Source organism: Paenibacillus sp. J31R98 (assembly GCF_056269245.1).
In genome coordinates, this window is the sequence record NZ_JBWDNO010000001.1 from 1066026 (window position 1) to 1089443 (window position 23418).

Genomic DNA, 23418 nt, shown 5'->3' on the forward strand with positions numbered 1-23418 from the left:
TCGCCCGGCAACATGAGGGATCAAAGGAGAGAGTTAGGAATGGAACTGCAATTAGCGTTAGATTTGGTGAACATCGAGGAAGCAAAGGAATTGGTGAAGGAGGTTGCTCCTTACATAGATATCGTAGAGATCGGCACGCCTGTCGTCATCAATGAAGGACTTCATGCCGTTAAAGCGATCAAGGACGAGTTCCCATCGCTGAAAGTACTCGCTGACCTGAAAATCATGGACGCAGGTGGCTACGAAGTCATGAAAGCTTCCGAGGCAGGCGCGGATATCATTACAGTGCTTGGCGTGTCGGACGACTCGACGATCAAGGGCGCTGTTGAAGAAGCACGCAAGCGGAACAAGAAGATCATGGTCGACATGATCAACGTGAAGGATATCGCTAGCCGCGCGCAAGAGATTGACAGCCTCGGCGTCGACTACATCTGTGTCCACTCCGGCTACGATCACCAAGCTGCGGGCAGAAATTCGTTCGAGGACTTGGCGACGATCAAGCGCGTCGTGAAGCAGGCGAAGACGGCAATCGCCGGCGGCATCAAGCTCCAGACGCTGCCTGAAGTGATCAGCGCGCAACCGGATCTTGTCATCGTCGGCGGCGGCATTACCGGTTCCGCGGACAAGCAGGTCGTCGCAGCACAGATGCAGCAGCTGATCAAGCAAGGGTAACGCGGATGAGGGCGCATATTGCGGCATTGTCCATTCTGCAGGAGCTGGAGCAGACGCTACGAATTGTCCGTCAGGACGAAATCGAAGCGCTGGCGGAGCGGATCATGAACGCCGGGACCATATTCGTCGCCGGGGCAGGCCGCTCCGGGCTCATGATGCGCGCGTTCGCGATGCGCTTGATGCATATGGGCTTCCGCGCCTATGTGGTAGGGGAGACCGTGACGCCGGGCATTGCCGCTGGCGATCTGCTCGTGATCGGCTCCGGTTCCGGAGAGACGAAGTCGCTTGTCGCCATGGCTGCCAAAGCCAATAGCATTGGTGCGGAGGTCGCCGGCCTGACCGTCGTGCCGGATTCTGCCTTGGGCCAGTTGGCGGCTGCCCGCGTCGTCATTCCGGCCGCAACCAAGGATGGCGCGGCAGGCAAGGCTGCTTCTGTACAGCCCATGGGCAGCTTGTTCGAGCAAGCGCTGCTGATCCTGCTCGATACGATCGTCCTGCACCTGATGGGGAGGAAGTCGCTTGAGGGTGCAGCCATGTTCAACAATCACGCGAATCTGGAATAGCTTCGCAGGTAACAAGTGATAGAGGGATGAAAAGCCGCATAGCTGCGGCTTTTTTTCGATCTAATTAGAATCTACCAGAACTACTCCCTAAGCTCGAGCATACTGGTCGACATCAGCTTCACTTTGACATGCACTTCAATTCCGGGAATATCGTCGCCTACGGCAAGACCTTTGCGATACCAAACTTCATTCAAGGAATAAATATCAATGGATCGTTTTTTGGCCACCTCATAGGTTTTCATAATCTCGTCATACAAGCTCTTCTCGAGCAGCTTGTTGATTTCGTTCAGTCCGTGCGGCTCACGCTGCTCCCGGAGACCGGCGTTCATGCTGATATGAAGAACAACCGTTCGTTTGCCGTCCTTATAAGCCGCCGTTTTCTTCACTTTATTATTCTTCAGAGCCGCAGTCCCAACGAGATGTCCTTGTTCATCCTTTATGGGGAGAAGGCCGCGCTGCGTTTGCTCCTTTAACCATTTCACTCCGCTTACTTCTTCACGATTGAATTTGGCTTTGCTCTTGCCGTCCTTCAATGCGACTAGACCATCCACGATTGGCAGCGTGAACGGTTTATGCCCTTTTTTCCAGTTCTTCGTTAGTTTGACATGGTCAAGTAACGTTATCTCATACGGTTCTCTTGAAGATCGAATGAAATGCTGATATCGAATCGGCTCAAAGGAAGATTGCATCTGCTTATATAAGAGGTCAGGCTGGTAATACAGCGTGGATACATAAGAGCTTCCTGTGATCGGCATTGTGGTCAGAATCTTGGCAAGATCTTCATTCGTTGCGAACACCCATGGCGTATAGCGTTGATCGCGTGTTCGCATTAACTCGTCATGGATCTCGAAGATGCCCTTGGCTAGCAAGCGATCACTGAGTATGAACGCTTTATTCTGCGTCCAATCCATACGCATCTGGCTTTCCTTCTGCAGATCGAACACCGCCATCCCAATGCTTTCGCCTTCTCCCATGCCAATAACGACCGGTCTAGGACTTTGTGCAGCGCCTTCTTGTTTGGCCATCGTTGTCAGATCGTTGATTTGCGCATAAATTTTATATTTCCCATCGACGTAATCAATCCCAATCACGTTGACGAAGTTGAAGTATTGGATGTTCTTGACGTCCCAGCAGCCGCAAAGGGATAAGACGATACAGCAGACCAACGCGATCTTCCAGACCCGCGTCATGGCTGTTCGTCCTTCATCTTCGTATCATCCTGCAAATGGAGATTCTGCGGTCGCTTCTTCATGGCATTCGCTGGCTTCTTCAGAATAGCTCCGGCGAGATCCTTCCAGGAAGGCGGTGCGATCGGCGAGAGGTACGGAATTCCGAACGATTTCAGATCCGATAGATAGGCGACGACGAAGAAGATGGACATGAAGAAACCGAACATCCCTAGAATCGAAGAAATGATCATGATACCGATACGGACGATGGACACGATGCCGCTTAGCGTTGGGTTCACCAGCGTATAGCCGGCGATTACGGTGGTTGCTGCTACGACGGTTACAGCAGGTGACGTGATGCCTGCTCGTATGGCAGCGTCGCCTACGATAATGCCGCCGACAACGGTCACGGTTGGCCCGACCGACTTTGGCAGCCGCTGCCCGGCTTCCTTGAACAGCTCGAACAAGACGAGGACGGTAATCGTCTCGAATGGAAGGGAGAGCGGAAGTCCGATGCGGTTGGATGCGATTGTGGCTAACAATGGCAATGGCACCTGCTCGAAATTGAATCCAATCAGCGCGATGTAGAAGCCAGGCAGGAACAAGGCCAAATACCAGCCGCCAAATCGGATCAACCGTTGAAAAGAGCTGAGCACTGAGCGGAAATAGCCGTCCTCCGGCGATTTGATGAGCGATGTAAGCGTAATCGGAGCAATAATGGCGAGCGGAGAGCCGTCAAGCAAAATCACGAAACGACCGCTGATGAGACATTCTGCGGCAAAATCGGGCCGTCCGGTATTGTCGATCAGAGGCAGCAACGTATAAGACCTGTCTGAGATAGCTTCCTCTAGTTGCGAGCTAGTAACGAGAGCGTCTATATGTATCTTGCGTAATCTTGCTCTAGCCTCGTCTATGGTTGCTTTATTGGCGATATCCTGGATGTAGAGCAATTTAATCGCGGTCTGGCTCCGGACGCCGATTGTAAAGGATTCCACTTTGAGCGTAGGAGTTCCTAGCCGCTTGCGGATCAACGCCAAATTGGTCATGATGCTTTCGGTAAATCCGTCGCGCGCTCCTTTCACGGATGTTTCCGTTACGGACTCTTCCGGGTCTCTTTGGGGAGGATCCGCAACATAATGCGTGTAGAAGCAAGCCGATTCTAGATCGTACAGAATCAGGTTGCCTTTAAATACAAAAGAAGCAAGCTCGTTCTTCCATTGCGAGGATAAGGTTACAGACTGCTGACGCCAAATGTCTGCGTCGCAGATGCTGAATTCATTGATTTGCTCACGGTTCGCCATACCTTCGCAGAAGAGGAATAGGAAGCTGCTGTGCGTCTCGAAAACCACATCGTTGCAGTCTTCGAATAACAGCCGGAGATCGCTTTCGCTAATACTAGCCATTTTGCTGCACCGCCTTCTTGTTCTTTCCTGCCCAAATACAAATTAAGAGTACGATGGTACTTACACCGCAAATGATGCCGGAGCTCGTATAGTAGAATTTCACATATTTGTGGAACTGCACATCCGATAGCTTAAGCAGATTGATGACAAGGAGGAGAAGCGAGGTCAGAATCAACAATAGCTCGGGATGCTTCCATTTCTTCACCCATAGGGTCTGGATGATGTAGATGGCTAATGAAATTCGGATAAACGCGCCTGCCAACCATTGATAAATGGACAAAAAGTCGGTTTGACCGAACATGCTTCCGATTGCCGCCATCCGCCACTGCTCGTAGGCTGGGTATCGCAGCAGCGTAGCTTCGAAGGGACCGAACATGGCAATTATGCCGGTTAATGGGCCTAATGTCAGCTCGATCAACATGAATACGATCAGCGTGATGTTGATTCGAGAGATCTTCCCCTGGACATCGTCCTTCAGGAAGAGCACGAGGAGGATCTCCGTGATGCCCGATGCCGTATACCATGAGCCTGTTGCAATGGATTGCGCCGAATGTTTGAATATGGGAAACAAGTAACTGTAATCCTTATATTGAAAGTTCACCGTCATCACGTATAAGCCGGCCATAATGATCCAGGGCAGAAGGATGCCATTGGTGATGGCGATTGCGGCCAGTCCCTTTCTTGCCGTGAAATAACAAATGCCGATGAGACACAGGCCGACTACCCATTGCGGCGTATAGGTCAAGTAAGATGAATTGGACCACACGATCGTATCCCGTATGCTGATGCTCGCCTGCGCTAAGAAGTACAAGGAAAATAGAAGCGTGCAGATCAACCAGACGATCGTATTGGTTTTCTCTATCATCCATGTGGAGAGCGAAGCGGGTATATGCTTGTAGATGTATACAATCAGCAAGCCAAGTAGGATGGAAGGGATGATAGCTCCTAGGACAGATATCCAAGCGTCGCGATTCGCGGTATCTAGCAGGATGGGAATCAGAATGACATGGTTGGAGATTCCGATGAACGTAATCAGCAGCATAGACAACTGGAAAGGGGTGATTTTGTCATTCAAATCAATCAGATCCTCCTCTCAATCATTGTTAGATAAAGTTTCCAATTTCGAGCTGAATTATTAATGAAATCTGTATAACGCAAAAAAAGCCGACCAGAAATGATCGACTGTGATTGACATCAATGGGAACGATTACCGCGAATGCGTCCCAGGAACCAAAGTAACAATGGAACGCCAAGATAGATAAAGGGATAATAATAATCGTTCAGATACGGATTTCTAAGCGTATTCGACATGCGCAGATGGTGCGAACCGATGAGTACGTAAGCCAGAGTAGCACAAGTCGTCAGAATGGATAGCAATTTCCAGTTACGGAAACCGCTCCACTCGGACAAGCCGTAGCTCAAGATGAACAATCCTATTGAAAGCCTGATGAATGCGCCTAATAACCACAGTGGGATGAAAATAGCATCAATGTTCTGTACGAAATTGAGAATCGATACGAATTTGGTTAGCGAATAAATAGGGACGATCATATCGGCAGTGAAGTTTGGACCTGTCACGAACAGCAGAATCAACGTGGCAAGGATGCCCCAAGTCATTGCAACTGCCGTACCCCATAGAACTGCACGCTTGGCAGTCCGCTTATTCTCCGCGAAGAAGAACAGCATGAGCACGATCGAAGGATCCACCAAGTAGTTGACCGATCGCCAAGTCCCCTTCAGTATGACATACCAGCCCGAATCCGTGTAGACCGGCAGAATTTGACCTAGATCTATATCTTGCGGGTTCAGAAATAACTGAAAAAATAACATGAACACGAAGATAGGACCAATGATCTCCGCGCAACGGCTGACAATCGTGATCCCGCCTTCCCATACCGCATACGTCACTAGAATCAGTAGAAAAAGCAGGATAATGATCATCGGCGTGTTGTGAAGCATAACAAGATTCTGGAAATCAACCGTTCCTTTAGCGATTAGGGACAGCTGCATGAACCAATTTATGAAATAAAAGATCACAACGAGCTTGCCTAGCGCCGTTCCCATCAAAACCCGGACAAAGCCCACCAGCGTCTTGTCCTGATGCCGTATGCAGATCCGGAGGATTAGCCATGTGATCGCCATCATAATAGCGCTTCCGAGCAGGAGAGATATCCAACAGTCTTGGCGCGATACCTCCGCCGCAAGCTGGATGGGAAGATAAGAATATACGATCATAGAGGAAATGCAAATCAGCCAAAACATCTGATATCCGCTTATTTTCAATCTTCATCGCCACGCTTTTCATCGATATCCTTTATCGGTAATCCAGTCGTGCCTATCGACCTGAGTTGAATGTTTGTCACGACCGATATATGAACCTTCTTGAAGTTCTTATCCCAATCGGCACTTTGAGTTCGCCACCAGTTCGGATACTTGTGATGCAGATACTTGCCGATGCCAAACACATCGCTGCCCCTTTGCTGGACATTGTCAAATGTACCTTGCAGCTGTTTGCGGGCTTCCGCGTTCAAGTATTGTTGTACTGCAATCATGTTACCTACTTCGACCATATTTAGCGGGGCTGAATTCTCGAGCAGATACGCTTGCGCCTTGACCGTAAGGATGACGGATTTAGGTTCACGGGATCCGTTCGCATGCAATTTCCGCTTGATATGGGTCAGCCTGAATGAGAGCATTCCTTTACCGTCTTTCCACGGAATTGTAATTCCATCGTATGTGCCTTGCCCGCGCATCCACACTGCTCGTGTACCATCCGCTTCATCGAGGAAGCATTTGATTTTCCTATCCTTGCCGAGAACAGCGAACCCTCTCAAGGCGGTAATGGGGGTCTTTTTGTTCGTGCTGAGCTCGACTTTTTCGATCTGAAGGAATGGCATAAGAGGCCGGATGCCTTCCGCAACGCTCTCGATAACTAGCTTTCTAGCGTTGAAACCTCGAAGCCCGTTTATCTGAAGCTCCTTTTCGGCGGAGATGCTGGGGAGGGACTCCATCGGATGCTTTTGCATCAGGAAATCCTTGGCGCTGCCACCTCGAATAAGCAGAATCGTGTCTCGCATGCTGTAAGACGGATCGCGACCGATTTTATCGAATAGTACGCCTATATCGTTCTGCCTGACAAATGCCTCACCGAATGCGATCAATATGCGATGTCTTATCATTAAACGGCGAGACAACTTGAGCTGAATTTTTTGGGAAGCCTCAAACACGTTTTTACCTTTAGCCGACATGACGATATATTGATCCGCTTTGCCCGAACTTCCCTTGAGCTGTGAAGGAATAACGATTTGATGGCTGACCTCCATTAAACCGTCCTCAGCATAGTCAATTCCACTTCCCATTACGAAGGCTAATTGATTAGGTTCGACGAAATCGGTGCACCCTGTGGCCGAGAACGCAAACAGGAGCACAACGCCCGCCAGGAGCGCGGACCTGATCATCGCTTGAGTCCCTTCTTGACTCGGCCATTCTTAATCCAGAAAGGATAACGGATGATAATATCTCTGATCCGCTTGCCGTCAAACGGCGCAACGGGGCTGAAGAACGGCGTGCCAAACGATTCCAGTTTGACCAGGTGAATCAGCAAGTAAATAATGCCAAACGCAAAACCGACGAATCCAAGCCAACCTGAGATGAACAACATGAGATATCTGATCAGCCGAAAGGGGAGAGTGGCGCTGTACCTCGGGATTGTATAGGCAGCGATGCCTGTTAACGAGATTACGATGATAATCGGCGTTGAGATAATGCCTGCCTCGACAGCGGCTTGTCCGATGACAAGCGCTCCGATAATACTTACGACAGGTCCTAGTTGATTCGGAAGATGGACGCCAGCTTCCTGCAGGCCATCGAATATAAACATCATCAGGAACACTTCAATTACCGTTGGGAACGGAGAATTCTCTCTAGCAGTCGCGATACCGATCATGAGATTGCTCGGAATCATTTCCGGATGGAAGGTAGAGAGCGCGACATAGAGCGCTGGCAGCGCGAACGAGACGAACATCAGAATATAGCGAACCATCCGGGTCAAGATTACGAATACGAAACGTTCGAAATAATCGTCGGCTGATTGAAGACCAGACCAGAACGTAATGGGCATTATAAGTGCGAAAGGCGTACCATTCGTCAGCAGAGCGACTTTCCCGTCCAACAAGCTTGCTGCGACGATATCGGGGCGTTCGGTGTTCTGAATTTGCGGGAATATAGAGAAGGAATTGTCTTCGAGCCACTCCTCGAGATACGCGGAATCAATGATACCGTCAGTTTCGATTTTGCCAAGACGCTCTCTTACTTCCGCCAATAATGTTTCTGCTGCTTTGCCCTTAATGTACACCAAGACAACTTCAGTCTGAGTATAAGTGCCGATCGAGAATGATTCCATCTTCAATCCATCATGCACGATTCTCCGCCTTATTAGCGTTGTATTCGTCCTGAGATGTTCGACGAAGCCTTCCTTCGATCCGCGCAAGGTCGATTCCTTGAGAGGCTCTTGTATGGAGCGCTTCTCGTAACCCTGAACTTGAGCGACGAGCGCGATGGATTCACCTTCGATCAGCACTGCCAAACAGCCTAACAAGATGTGGCGAACGAGTTCTTCATCAGACTCGATAGTCAGTACTTGCGTCAAAGGCAGCCATTCACGCCTAATCATCTCCGAGAGGGAAGTAATTCGGTCCAAACCTTGTGGCAATCCGTCGAAGATCAGCGATCTAAGCAGAGATTCCTCTATCGGCTGCAGCTTTGTCATCCCGTCAAAGAAGACAAGCAGCATGAGCATGCCATCCTTGGAGCGGAAGGAACGGAAAACGATATCCGAAGATTGCTCGAACCGAGTTTTCAAATATGCCTCATTCGCTTCAATGCTGCTTTGAATGTTCCCCATGGACGTCTCCTCGGTTCATTTCAGATTTTATGGTGGATATTATTGACGTGAAGCCATTCGGATATGCAAAATTTACAAGTTGGCGGTACCCTTTCATTGATTTGCTAGTTGACGATTGTGAATGATAGAGTTATATTCTAGACAAAGTTAATCGTCGATACAAGTTATCTTCGATTAAAGAGCGATCAACAAGTACTTATTCTTGCGAAAAGTTTTTGAAGCTAAAGGAGAGACAACAATGAAAAGAAATTCATTTTACTGGCGCAAGCTTCACTCGCTGCTCGGCGTAATTCCACTCGGGGGATTCATTCTTGTGCACGTATCCATCAACTTTCAAGCGTTTGAACGCGGACCGGATGGATTTGCTACCTATGTGCATTTTATTAATAGCCTGCCGCTTAAGCCGTTGCTTGAGATCGTCGGGATCTACCTGCCGATACTGTTTCATGGCATTTATGGTCTTTACATGGCTTACCGCTCCAATATGAACGCCGGGCAATACTCGTACAGCCGAAATTGGGCGTTCATTCTGCAGCGGATCACCGGCGTTCTTACGTTTATCTTTGTTTTCTGGCATTTTTTCAATACGCGTCTTCAAATTTACTTGGGTCATATTACGCATGAGGAACTTGGTTCGACGATGCATCAAATTTCCGTGCATCCAACGTACTTTATCCTCTACGTCATCGGTGTATTGTCAGCGGTTTTCCATTTCAGCAATGGCATCTGGGCATTCCTGATCAGCTGGGGCGTTACGCTCACACCACGCTCGCAAAAAGTTTCTGCTTATATTTGTATGGGGGTATTCGTGCTTGTTTCCTTGCTGTTCATTCTTTCGCTCGTTGCATTTACTGGCAATGAATTCAAATAACGATAGATGCAGAAAAACGCGGGGAAGGGGATAGGAGAATGAGCAAACAAATAATAATTCTAGGTGCGGGCTACGGCGGTCTCCTCAGTGCACTTTCCGCTCGTGAGCATTTTACGTCGGAGGACGCAACGATTACTGTCATTAACCGGTATGCATCGCACCAAATCATTACGGAGCTTCATCGTCTGGCGGTGGGCAACATTGCCGAGAAGGCTGTCGCTTTGCCGCTTGCAAATCTATTTAAAGGGAAAGATATCGATCTGCAGATCGGCAACGTGTCCAAGATCAATCCAGCAAACCGTAAGGTTGTTCTGGATAATGGTATTTCATACGATTATGATGCGCTTGTGCTTGCACTCGGCAGCGAAACGAACTACTTCGGCATTCCGGGACTGCAGGAAAATAGCTTCGCGTTGAAATCCGTCCTTGACGCGAACCAGATTTTTGCTCACGTCAATGAAAAAATCGCCGCGTATGCGAAAACGAAAAACAAAGCGAACGCGACTTTCGTCATCGGCGGCGGCGGCTTGACCGGCGTCGAACTCGTTGGCGAGCTGGCTGACGAGCTCCCGAGCATCTGCCGCACACATGGCGTAGACTTCACAGATGTGTCCTTGTATCTTGTCGAAGCGAGAGCAACCGTTCTTCCGACCTTCTCCACGGACCTTATCGAGCGCACGGTAACGAGCCTTGAAGCTCGCGGTGTGCAATTTCTGACAGGACATACGATCACAGAAGTGAATGGATCGACGGTCAGCCTGAATGACGGAAGGGAAATCGAAACGAGCACCCTCCTTTGGACAGGCGGCATACAAGGAAGCACGATTGTAGCGAACTGCGGAATCGAGGTCAACCGTGGCCGCGCGACAGTCAACGAGTTCCTGCAATCCGTCTCACACCCGGATATATTCCTTGCCGGCGACTGCGCCGTCGTCATCGGGCCAGACGGCCTTCCGTACCCGCCGACCGCACAGCTGGCTTGGCAAATGGGCGAGCTTGTCGGCGACAATTTGTACGCTTACTTTAAAGGTATCAATTTGGCCTCGTTCAAGCCGATCAATTCCGGTTCGCTCGCTAGCCTTGGACGCAAGGACGGCATCGGTTGGATCGGCGAAAGCGGCATCGAACTGAAGGGCTTGCCGGCAACCTTGATGAAGAAAGCGAGCGACGTGCGCTATCTGGCGCATATCAACGGATTGTCCTCGCTAGCTTATTAAACCTCTCGAATTCTGGATAATACAATCCCGATTCGTTCATTTTAAGAAATAACTTCAGTAAAGAGAGGTACAACAGCTATGTCACAACGTGTAAATTTCGCTCAGCAATCACCCGAACTCTTCAAAAAGTTCTTGGCTTTCACCATAGCCTTAGGTGAAAGCACAATGGATGCGACATTGATCGATCTCGTTTCGATAAGGACTTCGCAAATAAACGGGTGCGAATTTTGCCTGGAATTGCACGTCAAGCATGCTGAAATCCATGGTGAGAGCGAGCTTCGCCTCAATCAAATTTCTACTTGGCGGGAATCGACGATGTTTACGCCACGGGAGCGGGCCGTTCTGACATGGACCGAAATACTGACCACTCTACCTGTTCAAGGAGTACCCGACGATGTATATGATCGTGTTCGAGGGCAATTGTCCGAACAAGAAATTTCGGACTTGAGCTTCTTAATCGTTTCGGTCAATGGATGGGATCGGATTAACGTTGGCTTTAAGACCGAAACGGGACGCCTCACACGGGTTTCGAAGTAGCAATCGTTGCTGCGGTTGCTGTTCTCACACCAAATAGCCCACTTGAACGTACAGACCGTTCAGGTGGGCATTTGTTTAGACATTTACATACTAGGACTCATTGCAGGAATAAAGCTTAGTTCCGGCTGAGCAAAACGTTGATCCATGACAAGATTTCCGAATTCGTCTATTCCGTAAACAGACATCACAACATTAGGCGATAGAAGAGCAGCAGTTGCATGAATCTGAACTTCGTAAGCAACATTTCCTTCTATAAAAAATTCTCTCAAGCTATAAGAATTCGCAGGTACCACATATGCGAGTAAGTCAAGCGTATAGAATACGCTGGAATCGACCGATGCAAATATCTGCACTTCGATTGTAGCAGCGCTTACCACATCTAAATTTCTTATGTTCACGACGATATAAGCGGCAGCTGTACCAAAGGCTCTTGTGTTCGTTACAACCCCTGTTGTATAAGGCATTGGGGTCATCTCCTTTTGTGTAAGACATCTTATAATCTATAAAAATATTTACATAAGTGATTAGGCTAATCTCTTAAGGAGAAGCAAAAAAACGGAAACCCCTTCGCTATGATTACGTATGAAGCTCATGTAATTAACTGAGGAGGGAACATTTCTTAATGGATTCGGACAGTAGTAGGAGCACAAGCGCATTTTTTGAATTATTGAAAAAAGGAAACACATCATCAGCAACTGCCGCAATTGGTAATACCGGTATTGCGATCGTAAAAGGCATAGCCGCAGCATTGACAGGAAGCGGAGCTATGTTTGCATCTACCATGCACTCGATAGCTGATGCGGTCAATCAGGGCTTCGTCTTTGCCGGAAGTGTCTTGGCGGAGAAAAAACCGACAAGGCGGTTTCCGACTGGCTTTGGCAGGGTTATCAATCTGTTCTGTATGATTGCTGTAATTGTCGTTACCGTGATGGCTTATGAAACCATTAGAGAAGGTTTACACCTCTTCGCGCATCCTTCAGAATCACACGGATTCTGGCTTAATCTAGTCGTTCTGCTGTTATCCATTGTCGTTGACGGATATGTTCTCGTCAAAGCGATGAAGGCAATTGTTCATGAATCAAGAGTGGAAGCAAGTGGTTTCGGAATCATTCCTCAAGCCTTCAAGAACGTTGGACGAGCTGCACCGCCGACGCGATTGGTCTTCTATGAAGACCTGGTGGCCACAACCGGCGCATTATTAGCATTGATCGCCGTCATTGTAACCTCGATGACAAGCTTTACCCTTCTTGATGGCGTGTCAACAATCGCAATCGGTTTATTAATGATCGGCGTAGCATTCAAGGTTGGTTATGATAATATGGTGGGACTCATCGGAGTATCGGCGCCTAGAGATGTTGAAGAGAAGGTTGCTGCCATCATTTTCTCAAATACCGACGTTACTGATATCTATCAAATGCGTGTTCTGCAGGAAGGCCGTTACTACCACGTAGAAGGGCTCATCGAATTAAGACCCGGGTTAACGCTGGCTGTTGCAGATGATATTAAATTCAAGATTAGAGATAGCTTGCTCCATGATGCAGACATCGCCGATGTTACAATCGGGATTATCGAGGACAATGGCGTGAGAAACTGGAATCCAGAGCCTATTCGCACGTAATCTCATATAGGAAGACCGAAGCCCGCATTGAATTGCGGGCTTTTTATTATGCGAAATTGGAGAGAAGGGATTGAAATGTTGTACTCGAATATTGTAGTTGAAGGAGGATGGTAGAGATGGAATTAACTTATTCTCAGAAGAAGCAATTGATTGAGCAAGGCTATGTGTTGGTGCCTGGCGTCGTTCCGAAGATCATGATTCAAGAAGCGATGAGGGCGATCAACCATTCCATTGGCAGAGGCATCCCGGAGAACCATAACGGCGCTAACTACAGTAGGGAGCTGGAGAGCAAGCCATTCATAACAGACTTATTTAACCGCACGCCGGCCAAAACGATCATTGATTCGCTGGTCGGGGAAGATGCCTACCATAAGATCGGTATGGGGCAGATCGCGTTGCGATTCCCGGATTATATGGATGATCCGCCTGATGATCTCGGGGCGCATCTGGATGGCGTACTCCATGTGAAGGAGAGCATTGCGCAGAACTTCACTTCGCTCGTCGGCGTCGTTCTGAGCGATCAGACGGAACCGGGACGAGGGAATTTCACGGTGTATCCTGGCACTCACAAGCAGTATGAGCAATACTTCCAGGAGCACGGCGCGGAAATATTGTTTCGAGACGAGGGATTTCGCACGAAGCATCGTTCGGAGCATGTTCCGCTGCCGAAGCCGGTGCAGATTACAGGCGAGCCGGGTGATCTGATCATTACGCATTATCAGTTGATTCATGCTGGTGGAATCAACCTGTCGGAGCGAATCCGATATTCGGTTTATTTTCGAGTTGACCATAAAGAACGGAAGAATGATTGGCAAGCGCCGCTCACCGATATGTGGCGCCATTGGCCAGGACTGCGAACTTCGCTTACTAATATATAGTCCGTTTATTGCCGCGTATAGGTTTAATTGGAATAATTTGAATTCAGAACGATATGATTGAAGTAGGACACGTGTCCTAAAATGGTGCAAAGGTGGAATTATAGATGGCAATTGCAGTCGTCATTGATAACCCCGGATTCACCCAAGAACAATATGAATACGTTTTACAACAGCTTGCTTTGCAGAACGGGATTCCGGACGGTTGTTCCATTCATTTTGCCGGACCTAACGATGGAGGATGGCAAGTGATTGAAGTTTGGGAATCCGCTGAAGCCCAACAAGAATTCTTTCAAAACACATTAGGACCCATCTTCGCTACAATGAACTTGACCCATTTTCCTACCATTCAAGTCATTCCTGTGCATAGAATGATTAAGAATTAACGGATTAAGCCCAAAGCCAGTCAAGGATAGAAATACATACATAAAACAGTGCAACTTAAAAAAGCAAGAGCCCACAGTATAGCTGTAGGGCTCTTGCTTTTTATAATGACTGTGACTTAGGATCCTGAATAAAAAGCAATTGACTGACGAATAATGGCTTGGTAATGAAATTCCAAATTAAGGTGGATTATAATGACTCCAAACAATGAATGGGATGAAGTCGAAGACCTCGTGAGCTTTGAAGCGATGACGGCTATGGCTGCTGCCTTGACGTCAGATGAAAGTGATAAAAACGACGATCAAGAATTAAATCCCGCTATTGATTCATCCAGCGAAACTGAAGCCACGTGATTTCACGTGGCTTCAGTGCATTCCAGTAATGCAACGGATAATCTACTTCTCTTCTTTTTCTTTCGTTGATCGATCATCTTTCTCTTCGAGCAATTCTTTGCTGCCGGTTCGAAATTCTCGAATCGTGGTGCCGATTGCTTTGCCAAGCTGCGGCAGCTTGGAAGGGCCGAAGAGCAGCAGGGCAAGAATGGCGAGCAAGATAAAACCGGTAATTCCAATATTCATAGGCATTGAATGATACCTCCTAATTGGTTAGCTAACTAAGATAGCCGTAGCATACATAATCGCTATGCCAAGCGTAAGACCCGTGAAATTAGACCAGGTGACAGCTGGTGTACCCAATTTGTTAGCTTCCCTTACAATCATTTTGCTAATGACGTAGACCACTTGAAGGATGGCTCCTGCGCCGATGCCGAAGAACAAGGCAGAGAGCGTGGGATTGAACAGAAAACCTCCAATCCATGTACCTAGTATTGCAGGTGCGCCGGCAAGTACAGCCAAGATGAGGAACGTCTTCAGACCCGGGCGATCCTTCAACATCGGAGCGGCGATGCCGACACCCTCCGTTATATTGTGCAGAGTGAAGCCGATAATCAGGAAAGTGCCGAGTGCGGCATTGCCTGCCGCGAATGCAGCCCCGATCGCCAATCCTTCTCCCAAATTATGAAGCCCAATGCCTCCTGCGATTCGGTAAGCCACTCTTTTGCCGGATGCATGACCTTTCTTGTCTTGCGATTGATCGACCGCGAGCAAGAACAGGAAGCTGAGCAATGCGGCGAGCCATACCAAGCCCGAACCTTGGAAGATACCCGGTGCTTCTGCAGCGAGCTCAAAGCCTTCTTGGAAGGTGTCGATCACGAGGAAAATTAACAATCCAACCGTAAGCGCCAATACCGCTTGAATGCCTCGGTCAGAGAAGCGTCGCATGAAAGGGAACCAAAGCAAGCCTAGTCCGACAGGGATGACGCCAACATAGAACCCGATTAGCGCGTATTGCAGAAACCGGTTCATATCAAGCTCGGGGGTCATAACCGCTACAGGTACTTCGCCGGTAAATAGCAGTCCGTTAGTCGTGATCAGTACGATCGTATACGGGTCCGCTTCAACCCAGCCGTAGGGGATATGGATTTCGGTCTCGCTGAACCTGCCGATGGTTGGACTTGGATTGAAATCGGCATTCCAAAAAGCATCGTTCACGACAACTTGCGCGATTGTCACGGCTTCTGGACCCGAATTCAATACTTTTAAAGTAAATCCATCTTCGGTCAAAATAATTCTCTTAATGTCCAACACCTCAATCGGCGCTGCGGACTTACTCTTAATGCCGGTTCCCAGGTTCGAGAGGGTAGAGATAATGATGATGAGCAGAAGGAGGGGGATGATCCCCCACAACCATACCTTCTTTGATTTCCAAGGCTTTTCTTGCTTGGATTCGATTTCCGCCTTCAATGTACGTCACCTCCAACCATTAAATTGTCGCCTCGAAGAATCCCATCCATCCAAGCTCGGCAAACTCACTCTGGTGTGCGTGGAACATGTACTTGCCCGGCTCCGGGAAGACCATCTCAAGGATGCCGCGCTGTCCTTGGCATTGCATAATCGTATCTGTAATGATCGGACGGGCTTCCGGGTCGGCACCAACCTCGTAATACCTGAAGATATTGGCATGCAGGTGAAAGGAATTAATGAGATCGAACTCCGTCAGATTGCTTAGATAAATACGAACCAATTCGCCGACTTTAACTTGGATTGGATACGCTTGGAAGGCAAACGCGTAGCCGTTCACCGTATAGACCTCATTCGCGCCGTCCAAGTCCAGATCATATCCGTTCATCACCATGTTCAATTCTCTGGCCGGCTTCCTAGGTGTCTTCGGATCAATGATCAGATTGCCGTAAAGTCCTTTGTGAATATGCTTGGCGAGCGGAGGGATGTGACAGTGATAAACGTGCATGCCAGCCGGCTTGGCTTCAAACTCGTAGATGAATTTGTCTCCGGACTGAACAGGCTCTAGACCATCCATCTTGGGAGAGTGGATGCCGTGGAAATGAATGGAATGCGGATGCATGGACCCGTTCCAGAACTCTACCCGAATAATATCGCCTTCCGTACAACGAATCGTCGGGCCGGGTATGGTACCGTTGTAGGCCCATCCTGGAAACTTAATGCCCTTGGCGATTTCGACTTCGACATCCCTTGCGACCAGTCGGTAATCTCTTACCGTTCTTCCGTCAGACCGAGTACTTACTTTGCCGTAATCGAAATCCGTGAGTGCCTTGATGGCTTGCTTTAAACCATCGGTCAGCTCGGTCCCAGGATCGTAACCGTGCGCCATGTGTTTGTGATCTTTCTTCTGATTGGACGAATGTCCCGAGTGATTATCCGCGGCACTGGCGGTCTTCGAGAACAAGGATACGGGGTTAAGTAAAGAACTGCCGATAACGCCTAGAACGCCTGCAGCGCCCCACTTCAATACCTGTCGTCTAGATACCGGACGCTTTGGGTCAAACGTCATTTTAGAACACCGCCTTCTTGTATTAGGGAAATAAAGTTGTCCTCGTGCAAAATAATTAGTAAAAAAAAGCATCTTTGTACAAGGGACAAAATGTTGCGCGAGAGCAAAACTTTTTAAGTTAAATATATGCTACCGCCTCCCAGTTGTAAACCATAATTTTTTTGGATCGGGTGGAGGGAGTGCAAGGGTGAGGGGAAAGATCATGTTGCATGGGGAAAGTATGCGGTTCATTATTTGGCGATATTGGTTCCTAAAATTTTCAAATACCGTTATACTTTAGTGTGCGAATAACGATTCTGTATTCCCGAAAGGAACAACATGATGAAGAAATGGCAAGCCATTGCGTGCGGAATTACGACCGCCGCGGTTATTACGGGCGTGGTTACATACGCGGGAATTTCATACTTGGAAGGCATCTTTAACCCGACAGTTACGGCGGCAGAACGAACGGCAACGGAGCCGACAGCGACCAAGGCCGTCCTTCCGAACAAGTACACGCTAAACAACTTCGAATTCGACTTCAAGCGTTACAATAGCATTAACGGCCAGAAGGTCGTGTATAACGGAGTAATGACGTCCGTTGCGCTGTTACCGCAAGATGACCGAATGAAGGCGATCAATAGTGCCCTCTCCACGCCTCAAGAAGTGGTGAAATCATTACGTTACATTCACGCCAAGTTTGACGAAACCCTAGCAAGCTACAACCAAGGGTCGCACGATACGACTACTTATATCCAAGAGGCGGACGGAACACTAACGGAAGCGCCTAACTCCTTATATGACGAACGACTTATGAATCAACCGGAAGTATACCTTCGCATGGCTGATGTGATCGGCGACGAGAAGGCGGCGAAATACCTGCGGAGCGTTGCGTCATTGATCGAAATCGGCGTGAAGAACGAAGACATTCAAGCGCTTCTATACGCGCACCGAATTATTCATAACGTTGATTCGTTCATCATTAATCGCCCGGAGGAAGGCGAAGTCCCGTACAGTGCGGCACAAATATCCGAGAGTATGGCATATATCGATAAACAAAGTATAATTCTGATAGAGTAGATTTTAAGAGATTGAAGCCTAAGCTGCGTTCGCCAAACAAGTTGTTGGCATGAATATTCTTGAGTAGAGGATGAGGAATAATGGACTTTAAGCCACTTTCCCAGTTTATCGATCGAATCACCGCTTGGCGTATTCCGTGGGCGGAAGTGCTTGTTATGCATCGCAATGAGACGGTGTTCCGCTACCGTGCCGGTTATGCCGATCTGGAAGCGAAGACACCAATTGCTGAGGACAGCATTATCTATCTTTATTCGCTTACGAAAATAATGACGTGCGTGGCTGCCCTTCAGCTTGTTGAGAAAGGAGCGCTTCTGCTCGGGGATCCGATCTCGACCTATCTGCCGGAGTTCGCCGAGATGGTGGTGCGAAAGAAGACCGAGGATGGTCATGCAACGGAGTTATCGAAGTGTCCGATTACGGTTCGCGACCTGTTCACGATGACGGCTGGTTTCACCTACGACCTCGCTTCGCCTTCCATCCTGGCAGCTGCGGAACGAACGAATGGCCGGCTGCCGACTCGCGAGTTTGCTAGAGCCATCGCGAAGGATCCGCTGCTGTTCGAGCCAGGGACAAGGTGGAACTACAGTCTGTGCCATGACGTTCTTGCAGCACTTGTCGAGGAGGTCAGCGGAAAGCAGTTCGGTACATACGTACGCGAAGAAATCACTGGGCCGCTAGGCATGCAAGACACCGACTTCTTCCTATCAGAAGCGCAGCGAAGCCGTCTTATACCGCTATATGAATACAAGGATGCGCTTGACAAGTCCGTTCTTATGGACGGGGACTGGTACCGGTTCGGCACGGAATTCGAGAGCGGCGGGGCAGGCCTGCTGTCAACTGTAAGCGATTATTCGCTTTTCCTGAACGCGTTGACGGGTCGCGGCACAAGCCCGGAGGGAGTGAGGATCTTGTCGCCTGCCAGCGTCGATCTGATGAGGACCGACCACCTAACTGCGCTCACTCGCGGCGATTACAACTGGGAACATCACGCCGGATACGGATACGGGCTCGGCGTAAGAACCCATATCTCCAAAGCAGGCAGCGGCTCCATGTCCCCGCTTGGCGAATTCGGCTGGAGCGGCGCGGCCGGCAGCTTCGCAATCATCGATCCCGAGTCGCAGTTGACTGTCATGTATGCGCAGCATCTGGTGAACAACCAGGAGCCATACGTACATCCAAGGTTGAAAAACATCGTGTACTCCTGCCTCTCATAAGGTAGATGGACAGAAAGAAAGACCGAGGCAAGCCATGCTGGCTGCCTCGGTCTTTTCTTGTTCGCTTGCTTTACTGGTTCGCTTTTGCGGTCACTACTTCTTCTTGATTGCGGGCTGGCCAGAAGGCGTGGCGACCGCAAAGCACCGTAATTGCGGGGACAAGGAATGGGCGTACAATGAATGTGTCCAGAAGCACGCCGATTGCAGTTATCGTTCCGAATTGGACCAGTACTTGAATCGGCAACGTGGCGAGAACAGCGAAGGTTCCTGCCAATATGAGCCCAGCGGATGTAATGACGGAGCTGGTCTGCGACACGCCTTCTTTAATCGCTTGTTGAAGCGGCATCTGACGCGCTTTCTTCCAGATGCTCGAAATCATGAAGATATTATAGTCCTCTCCAAGCGCTACGATGAAGACAAACGAATAGAGAGGGATAAGTCCTTGAATAGCATCTGCGCCAAATATGTAGTGTAGCACGATCCAACCTAGTCCAAGTGCGCTGAAATAGGAAAGGAGTACGGTAGCGATTAAATAAATCGTAGCCACGATAGAGCGCAGATACGCAAGCAGCAGCAGTGCGATAAGTGCAATAATCACGGGGATGATAACAGCTGCATCCCTGTCAGTCGTTTGTCTCGTGTCATATTGATCCGCGGTTTGCCCTCCGATCCAAACCTGATGAGATGAGTTTGGTTGACCAGTATCCGCTAGTGCCTGTTCAACTGCCGCTCGTATTTGGGGTATATGCTGCAGTGCCTCATTCGAGTATGGATTAACCGCAAGCTCAACCTCGTATTTGTACAAATGAGCATCTGTCTTACCAACTACAGGAGCAGTGACATGCTTGACGAATGACAATGAAGCAAGAGTTGATTCGAGTTCAGGCGCAGGCTCATCCATTCGTACGATCACTTGAACTGGCGCGAGCTCCCCGGCATTGAAATGATCGGCGATCAACGTAAAGCCTTCACGCGAAGGCATATCGTCCGGGAAGGAAGAAAGCGTGTCGAATGTATATTTGATTTGAGTGGCAAACAATACGAGAATAACAAGGATAACCGTTGTAATAATCGTGATCTGTTTAGGCTTCTTAATAACACTTTCGCCCAATCGATCGCCTAGTGTCGGTTTGGAGCGCGGAACCGGAGCCGGCTTCCCGTTCTTCGCGGCACGAGAGAGCTCCATTGAAGCTGTCCGAGGTATAAAAGGAAAGAACGAAGCTCTGCCCAATATTGCCAATAAAGCGGGAACAAGGGTCAAGCTAGCAATCATCATGACAAGAATAGCCAAGCTGAAGGGAACAGCGAAGCGCTGGATGCTTCCATAATTAGCAAGCAACAATGCGAATAAGGAGATGACAACAGTGAGACCGCTCATCGCAATCGCGCCGGAAGAACCGCTGAAGGCTTGTTTTAACGCAATAAACTTGTTCGATTCTGCTCGAAGCTCACTTCGGTACCGCGTAATTAGGAATAGACAATAATCCGTGCCTGCACCAAACAAGAGCACCGTCATGATGGATAAGCTTTGAGAGTCATAAGCAATCAATCCGATTTGGGCCATCCAGCCTAAGAGCGGCGTGATTGCACCATAGGCAAAGCCGACTGCAGCTAACGGAATGAGCGCGAGCACGGGTGAACGGTAGATGAATAGCAGGAATGCAAGCACGATCGCGACCGTTGCAAGAAGCAGAGAAACGTCGGCATTGCTGAACAATTCCGTCGCATCGACGGCTATGCCTGCCGGACCAGATGTTCGAACAACAAGCTCGGAGCTGGAATCTAGCGCATTTTGAAATGGTTTCGTGCCCGTAAATATGCGATTCGCCTGTTGTTCAAGCTCAACAAGTCCCTGTTTAAGTTTATCACTATCTGCTTTCTTATCGAAGAAGATAGCTTGAATGAATGTTGTTCCATCTGTGGAGATTTGCTGCTTTAACGCAGGAAGAGGGAGTTGATCATAAGGAACTAAGCCAACTTGATGCGGTAGCGGTTGCGAGGCAAGCTGCTTCGAGAGTTCTTGTATCCCTTGCAGATCCTCTTCGGTGATTCCCGTGTCTCGATGCCAAGTTAATAGCGCAGGAACGCCGGCTTCTGACGGGAATTGCTCGTCGATCAGACGCTGCGCTTGAACGGACGGTTTGTTAGCGGATAAATTACTGAGTGTATCATCCTTAAGCTCGCTTGCTTTAGGCAGCAGCATATTCAGCATGATGACAGATAACACCCACACGAGCAGAGTTATCCAACGTCCTCTGCGCCCTCCAAATGAATGTATTGCTTTCTCCAGCCAGGAAGTAGACATTTGCCGAAACTCATCTCCTTAATTTTCACTTATCACTTGATAAGTTTGATATATAAAAAAAGGACAGTCAGAGATTAATCCTGAGAGGGGTTATCCGTTGACAGTCCGTACAGCAGAACATTGACTAGCATCTTTGAAGTGCTTTCCCAGTCTCTTGAGCTCGGAGTGATCGCTGCCGCCGTGTTCCCAAATGCAGCGCCGGTTGATGCTGAAGCTAATGACTGACTAATCAGACCCATTAATAGACGCGCCGAGCTCTCCGGGTCCACGCCAAATTGCGATGAGCTTCTTAATTTGCCGCTGAGTTGGCCACGCTCGAAGACAGAGATGATTGGCGCAAGATAGGCAGCATGCCATTGTTCGTAGATGGTACGTTGATGTTCAGGGGCCAGTTCATGCCGAATATCGTGAAACATACGGCTTAAATCTTCTGGGTGGTTAACCATCATATAATAAGTGATCTGATACAAGCACTGCTTGATATCCGATTCTCTTCTGATGATGCGTTCAAGTACTGTTCTTGTTCCTTCGCAAATGGAAAGCATCACGGCCAAATAAATCGACTGCTTATCATTGAAGTGATGATACAAGGCAGGCTGAGTCAGACCGCAAGCATCTGAGATTTGCCTGGTTGTAATCGCCCGGTAACCTGATTTCATGAATAAATCCTTCGCCGTCGTAATAATTAAGGCGCGAGTTTCCTGTGACTGATTCGCTTTATTTCTGCTCATAAGGCGTGGCTTCTTTCGAATTTATTTTATCGCTTGATAAAACAATACACATATTTGGACATGAAATCAATGATTAGTCCCTCGACAGGAAGGAATGGTTGAAAATGTCTATTGACTGTTTATCTACTAATAGGTAGAATTTATTCATGCCCAATAACCATGCGCGTTGTGGTAAGTAGATCGCATGTTGGGGAGAGGACAACATTATCTCATTTAACTACCGATTAGTAGGTAGTTAATTTCAAAAAACGGAGGCTATAACATGAGCAATAACGTAACGATTGACGTCTATCTGGATACCGTATGTCCATGGTGCCGGATGGGGACTGCAAGCTTGCACACCGCGCTTGAGAATTTGCCTGCAGGTACGAGTGCCACCGTGCGCTACCATGCCTTTCAGCTGAACCCCGGCATTCGCCCTGAAGGCGAAGATTATCGGAAGGTTATGATCGGCCGACTAGGCGGGACGGCGCAATTCGAAGCGAGAATGAAACAATACAATCAGACCGGAGCCCATTTCGGCTTGAGCTTCAATATGGACCTGGTGAAATATACGCCAAATACGACGCTTTCGCACCAATTGATCGCATTAACACCGCCAGAGCAGCAATCGCAATTAATTGAGCGTTTGTTTACGGCTTATTTCGAGCAAGGCAAAAATCTCGGAGACGTGGAAGAACTCATGGAAATCGCTAACGCAATCGGCATCACAAGCGATACCGATGCGCTCAAGGCTAAACTGTTACAAGGTGAAGGGCTCGGACACGTAGAAGAAGGGCAACGCAATGCTCAGAAGCTTGGCATTCGAGGCGTGCCGTTCTATATCATCAACGAGAAGACGGCCTTATCGGGACTTCAGTCGCCGGCTGATCTTCTGAGCGCTTTCCTTAATAATGAAGCAAAGGGATGACACACACGGAGGAAGCCGATCAGAATTGATCGGCTTCCTTTTTTTATATTATTGATGGAACGATATGGATGTAATAGAAGTTAAGTACATTGACAGCCAAATTAGCTAGAAGTATATTA

The 23418-nt window shown here is 48.6% G+C and carries 24 protein-coding genes; 12 read left to right on the forward strand and 12 right to left on the reverse strand.

Going from position 1 to position 23418, the window contains the following annotated elements:
* Positions 1-39 precede the first annotated feature (39 nt).
* Both hxlA and hxlB read left to right on the forward strand, forming a co-directional pair.
* A complete protein-coding gene (hxlA, locus tag AC0YNX_RS04850; RefSeq protein ID WP_475814498.1) occupies positions 40-672 on the forward strand; it encodes a 3-hexulose-6-phosphate synthase in 633 nt (210 codons plus the stop codon).
* 5 nt (positions 673-677) lie between these two features.
* Positions 678-1235 carry a 6-phospho-3-hexuloisomerase gene (gene hxlB / locus AC0YNX_RS04855; protein WP_475814499.1) on the forward strand — a complete coding sequence of 186 codons (558 nt, stop codon included), beginning with the start codon at positions 678-680 and terminating at the stop codon, positions 1233-1235.
* An 80-nt stretch (positions 1236-1315) separates the two neighbouring features.
* On the opposite strand, the gene AC0YNX_RS04860 is transcribed toward hxlB, so the two are convergent.
* From AC0YNX_RS04860 to AC0YNX_RS04885, 6 genes are all read right to left on the reverse strand, one after another.
* A complete protein-coding gene (locus AC0YNX_RS04860; protein WP_475814500.1) occupies positions 1316-2425 on the reverse strand; it encodes a Ger(x)C family spore germination protein in 1110 nt (369 codons plus the stop codon).
* Positions 2422-3807 carry a spore germination protein gene (locus tag AC0YNX_RS04865; protein ID WP_475814501.1) on the reverse strand — a complete coding sequence of 462 codons (1386 nt, stop codon included), beginning with the start codon at positions 3805-3807 and terminating at the stop codon, positions 2422-2424. The genes AC0YNX_RS04860 and AC0YNX_RS04865 overlap by 4 nt, the downstream gene beginning before the upstream one ends.
* Complete coding sequence (locus AC0YNX_RS04870) at positions 3800-4882, reverse strand: endospore germination permease (protein WP_475814502.1); 1083 nt, start codon at positions 4880-4882, stop codon at positions 3800-3802. Before AC0YNX_RS04870 ends, AC0YNX_RS04865 begins: the two co-directional genes overlap by 8 nt.
* A gap of 119 nt (positions 4883-5001) precedes the next feature.
* Positions 5002-6069, reverse strand: coding sequence for a GerAB/ArcD/ProY family transporter (locus AC0YNX_RS04875; protein WP_475814503.1), 1068 nt, complete (start codon positions 6067-6069; stop codon positions 5002-5004).
* A gap of 17 nt (positions 6070-6086) precedes the next feature.
* A complete protein-coding gene (locus AC0YNX_RS04880; protein ID WP_475814504.1) occupies positions 6087-7265 on the reverse strand; it encodes a Ger(x)C family spore germination protein in 1179 nt (392 codons plus the stop codon).
* Positions 7262-8710 (reverse strand): spore germination protein, encoded by a 1449-nt coding sequence (locus tag AC0YNX_RS04885; protein ID WP_475814505.1) that lies wholly within the window; start codon positions 8708-8710, stop codon positions 7262-7264. The genes AC0YNX_RS04880 and AC0YNX_RS04885 overlap by 4 nt, the downstream gene beginning before the upstream one ends.
* Before the next feature lie 238 nt (positions 8711-8948).
* Here AC0YNX_RS04885 and AC0YNX_RS04890 point away from each other — a divergent pair, with 238 nt between their 5' ends.
* The 3 genes from AC0YNX_RS04890 to AC0YNX_RS04900 all read left to right on the forward strand — a co-directional run bounded on the left by AC0YNX_RS04890 (position 8949) and on the right by AC0YNX_RS04900 (position 11335).
* Positions 8949-9581, forward strand: coding sequence for a succinate dehydrogenase cytochrome b558 subunit (locus AC0YNX_RS04890; RefSeq protein ID WP_475814506.1), 633 nt, complete (start codon positions 8949-8951; stop codon positions 9579-9581).
* Positions 9582-9619: 38 nt separating this feature from the next.
* Positions 9620-10798, forward strand: coding sequence for an NAD(P)/FAD-dependent oxidoreductase (locus AC0YNX_RS04895; RefSeq protein WP_475814507.1), 1179 nt, complete (start codon positions 9620-9622; stop codon positions 10796-10798).
* Positions 10799-10876: 78 nt separating this feature from the next.
* Positions 10877-11335, forward strand: a complete 459-nt coding sequence (locus tag AC0YNX_RS04900) for a carboxymuconolactone decarboxylase family protein (protein WP_475814508.1) — start codon at positions 10877-10879, stop codon at positions 11333-11335.
* Positions 11336-11418: 83 nt separating this feature from the next.
* Here the strand turns inward: AC0YNX_RS04900 and AC0YNX_RS04905 are convergent, their stop codons facing one another.
* Complete coding sequence (locus AC0YNX_RS04905) at positions 11419-11799, reverse strand: hypothetical protein (protein ID WP_475814509.1); 381 nt, start codon at positions 11797-11799, stop codon at positions 11419-11421.
* Positions 11800-11957: 158 nt separating this feature from the next.
* Here AC0YNX_RS04905 and AC0YNX_RS04910 point away from each other — a divergent pair, with 158 nt between their 5' ends.
* From AC0YNX_RS04910 to AC0YNX_RS04925, 4 genes are all read left to right on the forward strand, one after another.
* Positions 11958-12953: a cation diffusion facilitator family transporter gene (locus AC0YNX_RS04910; protein WP_475814510.1), complete on the forward strand. Its 996-nt coding sequence runs from the start codon at positions 11958-11960 to the stop codon at positions 12951-12953.
* Between the two features lie 116 nt (positions 12954-13069).
* A complete protein-coding gene (locus AC0YNX_RS04915) occupies positions 13070-13831 on the forward strand; it encodes a phytanoyl-CoA dioxygenase family protein (RefSeq protein ID WP_475814511.1) in 762 nt (253 codons plus the stop codon).
* A gap of 104 nt (positions 13832-13935) precedes the next feature.
* A complete protein-coding gene (locus AC0YNX_RS04920; RefSeq protein ID WP_475814512.1) occupies positions 13936-14214 on the forward strand; it encodes a hypothetical protein in 279 nt (92 codons plus the stop codon).
* A 192-nt stretch (positions 14215-14406) separates the two neighbouring features.
* Positions 14407-14565: a hypothetical protein gene (locus AC0YNX_RS04925; RefSeq protein ID WP_475814513.1), complete on the forward strand. Its 159-nt coding sequence runs from the start codon at positions 14407-14409 to the stop codon at positions 14563-14565.
* Positions 14566-14607: 42 nt separating this feature from the next.
* Here the strand turns inward: AC0YNX_RS04925 and AC0YNX_RS04930 are convergent, their stop codons facing one another.
* Genes AC0YNX_RS04930 through AC0YNX_RS04940 form a run of 3 tightly spaced genes read right to left on the reverse strand, consistent with a single transcriptional unit; the run spans position 14608 to position 17080 of the window.
* Complete coding sequence (locus AC0YNX_RS04930; protein ID WP_475814514.1) at positions 14608-14796, reverse strand: twin-arginine translocase TatA/TatE family subunit; 189 nt, start codon at positions 14794-14796, stop codon at positions 14608-14610.
* A gap of 21 nt (positions 14797-14817) precedes the next feature.
* Positions 14818-16014: a ZIP family metal transporter gene (locus AC0YNX_RS04935; protein ID WP_475814515.1), complete on the reverse strand. Its 1197-nt coding sequence runs from the start codon at positions 16012-16014 to the stop codon at positions 14818-14820.
* Between the two features lie 19 nt (positions 16015-16033).
* Positions 16034-17080, reverse strand: a complete 1047-nt coding sequence (locus AC0YNX_RS04940) for a multicopper oxidase domain-containing protein (RefSeq protein ID WP_475814516.1) — start codon at positions 17078-17080, stop codon at positions 16034-16036.
* A 318-nt stretch (positions 17081-17398) separates the two neighbouring features.
* Here AC0YNX_RS04940 and AC0YNX_RS04945 point away from each other — a divergent pair, with 318 nt between their 5' ends.
* Together AC0YNX_RS04945 and AC0YNX_RS04950 are read left to right on the forward strand one after the other, a co-directional pair.
* A complete protein-coding gene (locus tag AC0YNX_RS04945; protein ID WP_475814517.1) occupies positions 17399-18139 on the forward strand; it encodes a hypothetical protein in 741 nt (246 codons plus the stop codon).
* 80 nt (positions 18140-18219) lie between these two features.
* The gene (locus AC0YNX_RS04950; protein WP_475814518.1) at positions 18220-19353 is read left to right on the forward strand and encodes a serine hydrolase domain-containing protein; all 1134 of its coding nucleotides are present in this window, start codon (positions 18220-18222) and stop codon (positions 19351-19353) included.
* Between the two features lie 70 nt (positions 19354-19423).
* Here the strand turns inward: AC0YNX_RS04950 and AC0YNX_RS04955 are convergent, their stop codons facing one another.
* Both AC0YNX_RS04955 and AC0YNX_RS04960 read right to left on the reverse strand, forming a co-directional pair.
* Positions 19424-21658, reverse strand: coding sequence for an MMPL family transporter (locus AC0YNX_RS04955; RefSeq protein WP_475814519.1), 2235 nt, complete (start codon positions 21656-21658; stop codon positions 19424-19426).
* A 74-nt stretch (positions 21659-21732) separates the two neighbouring features.
* Positions 21733-22389 carry a TetR/AcrR family transcriptional regulator gene (locus tag AC0YNX_RS04960; RefSeq protein WP_475814520.1) on the reverse strand — a complete coding sequence of 219 codons (657 nt, stop codon included), beginning with the start codon at positions 22387-22389 and terminating at the stop codon, positions 21733-21735.
* 262 nt (positions 22390-22651) lie between these two features.
* Here AC0YNX_RS04960 and AC0YNX_RS04965 point away from each other — a divergent pair, with 262 nt between their 5' ends.
* Complete coding sequence (locus tag AC0YNX_RS04965) at positions 22652-23299, forward strand: DsbA family oxidoreductase (RefSeq protein WP_475814521.1); 648 nt, start codon at positions 22652-22654, stop codon at positions 23297-23299.
* Positions 23300-23418: the final 119 nt, after the last annotated feature.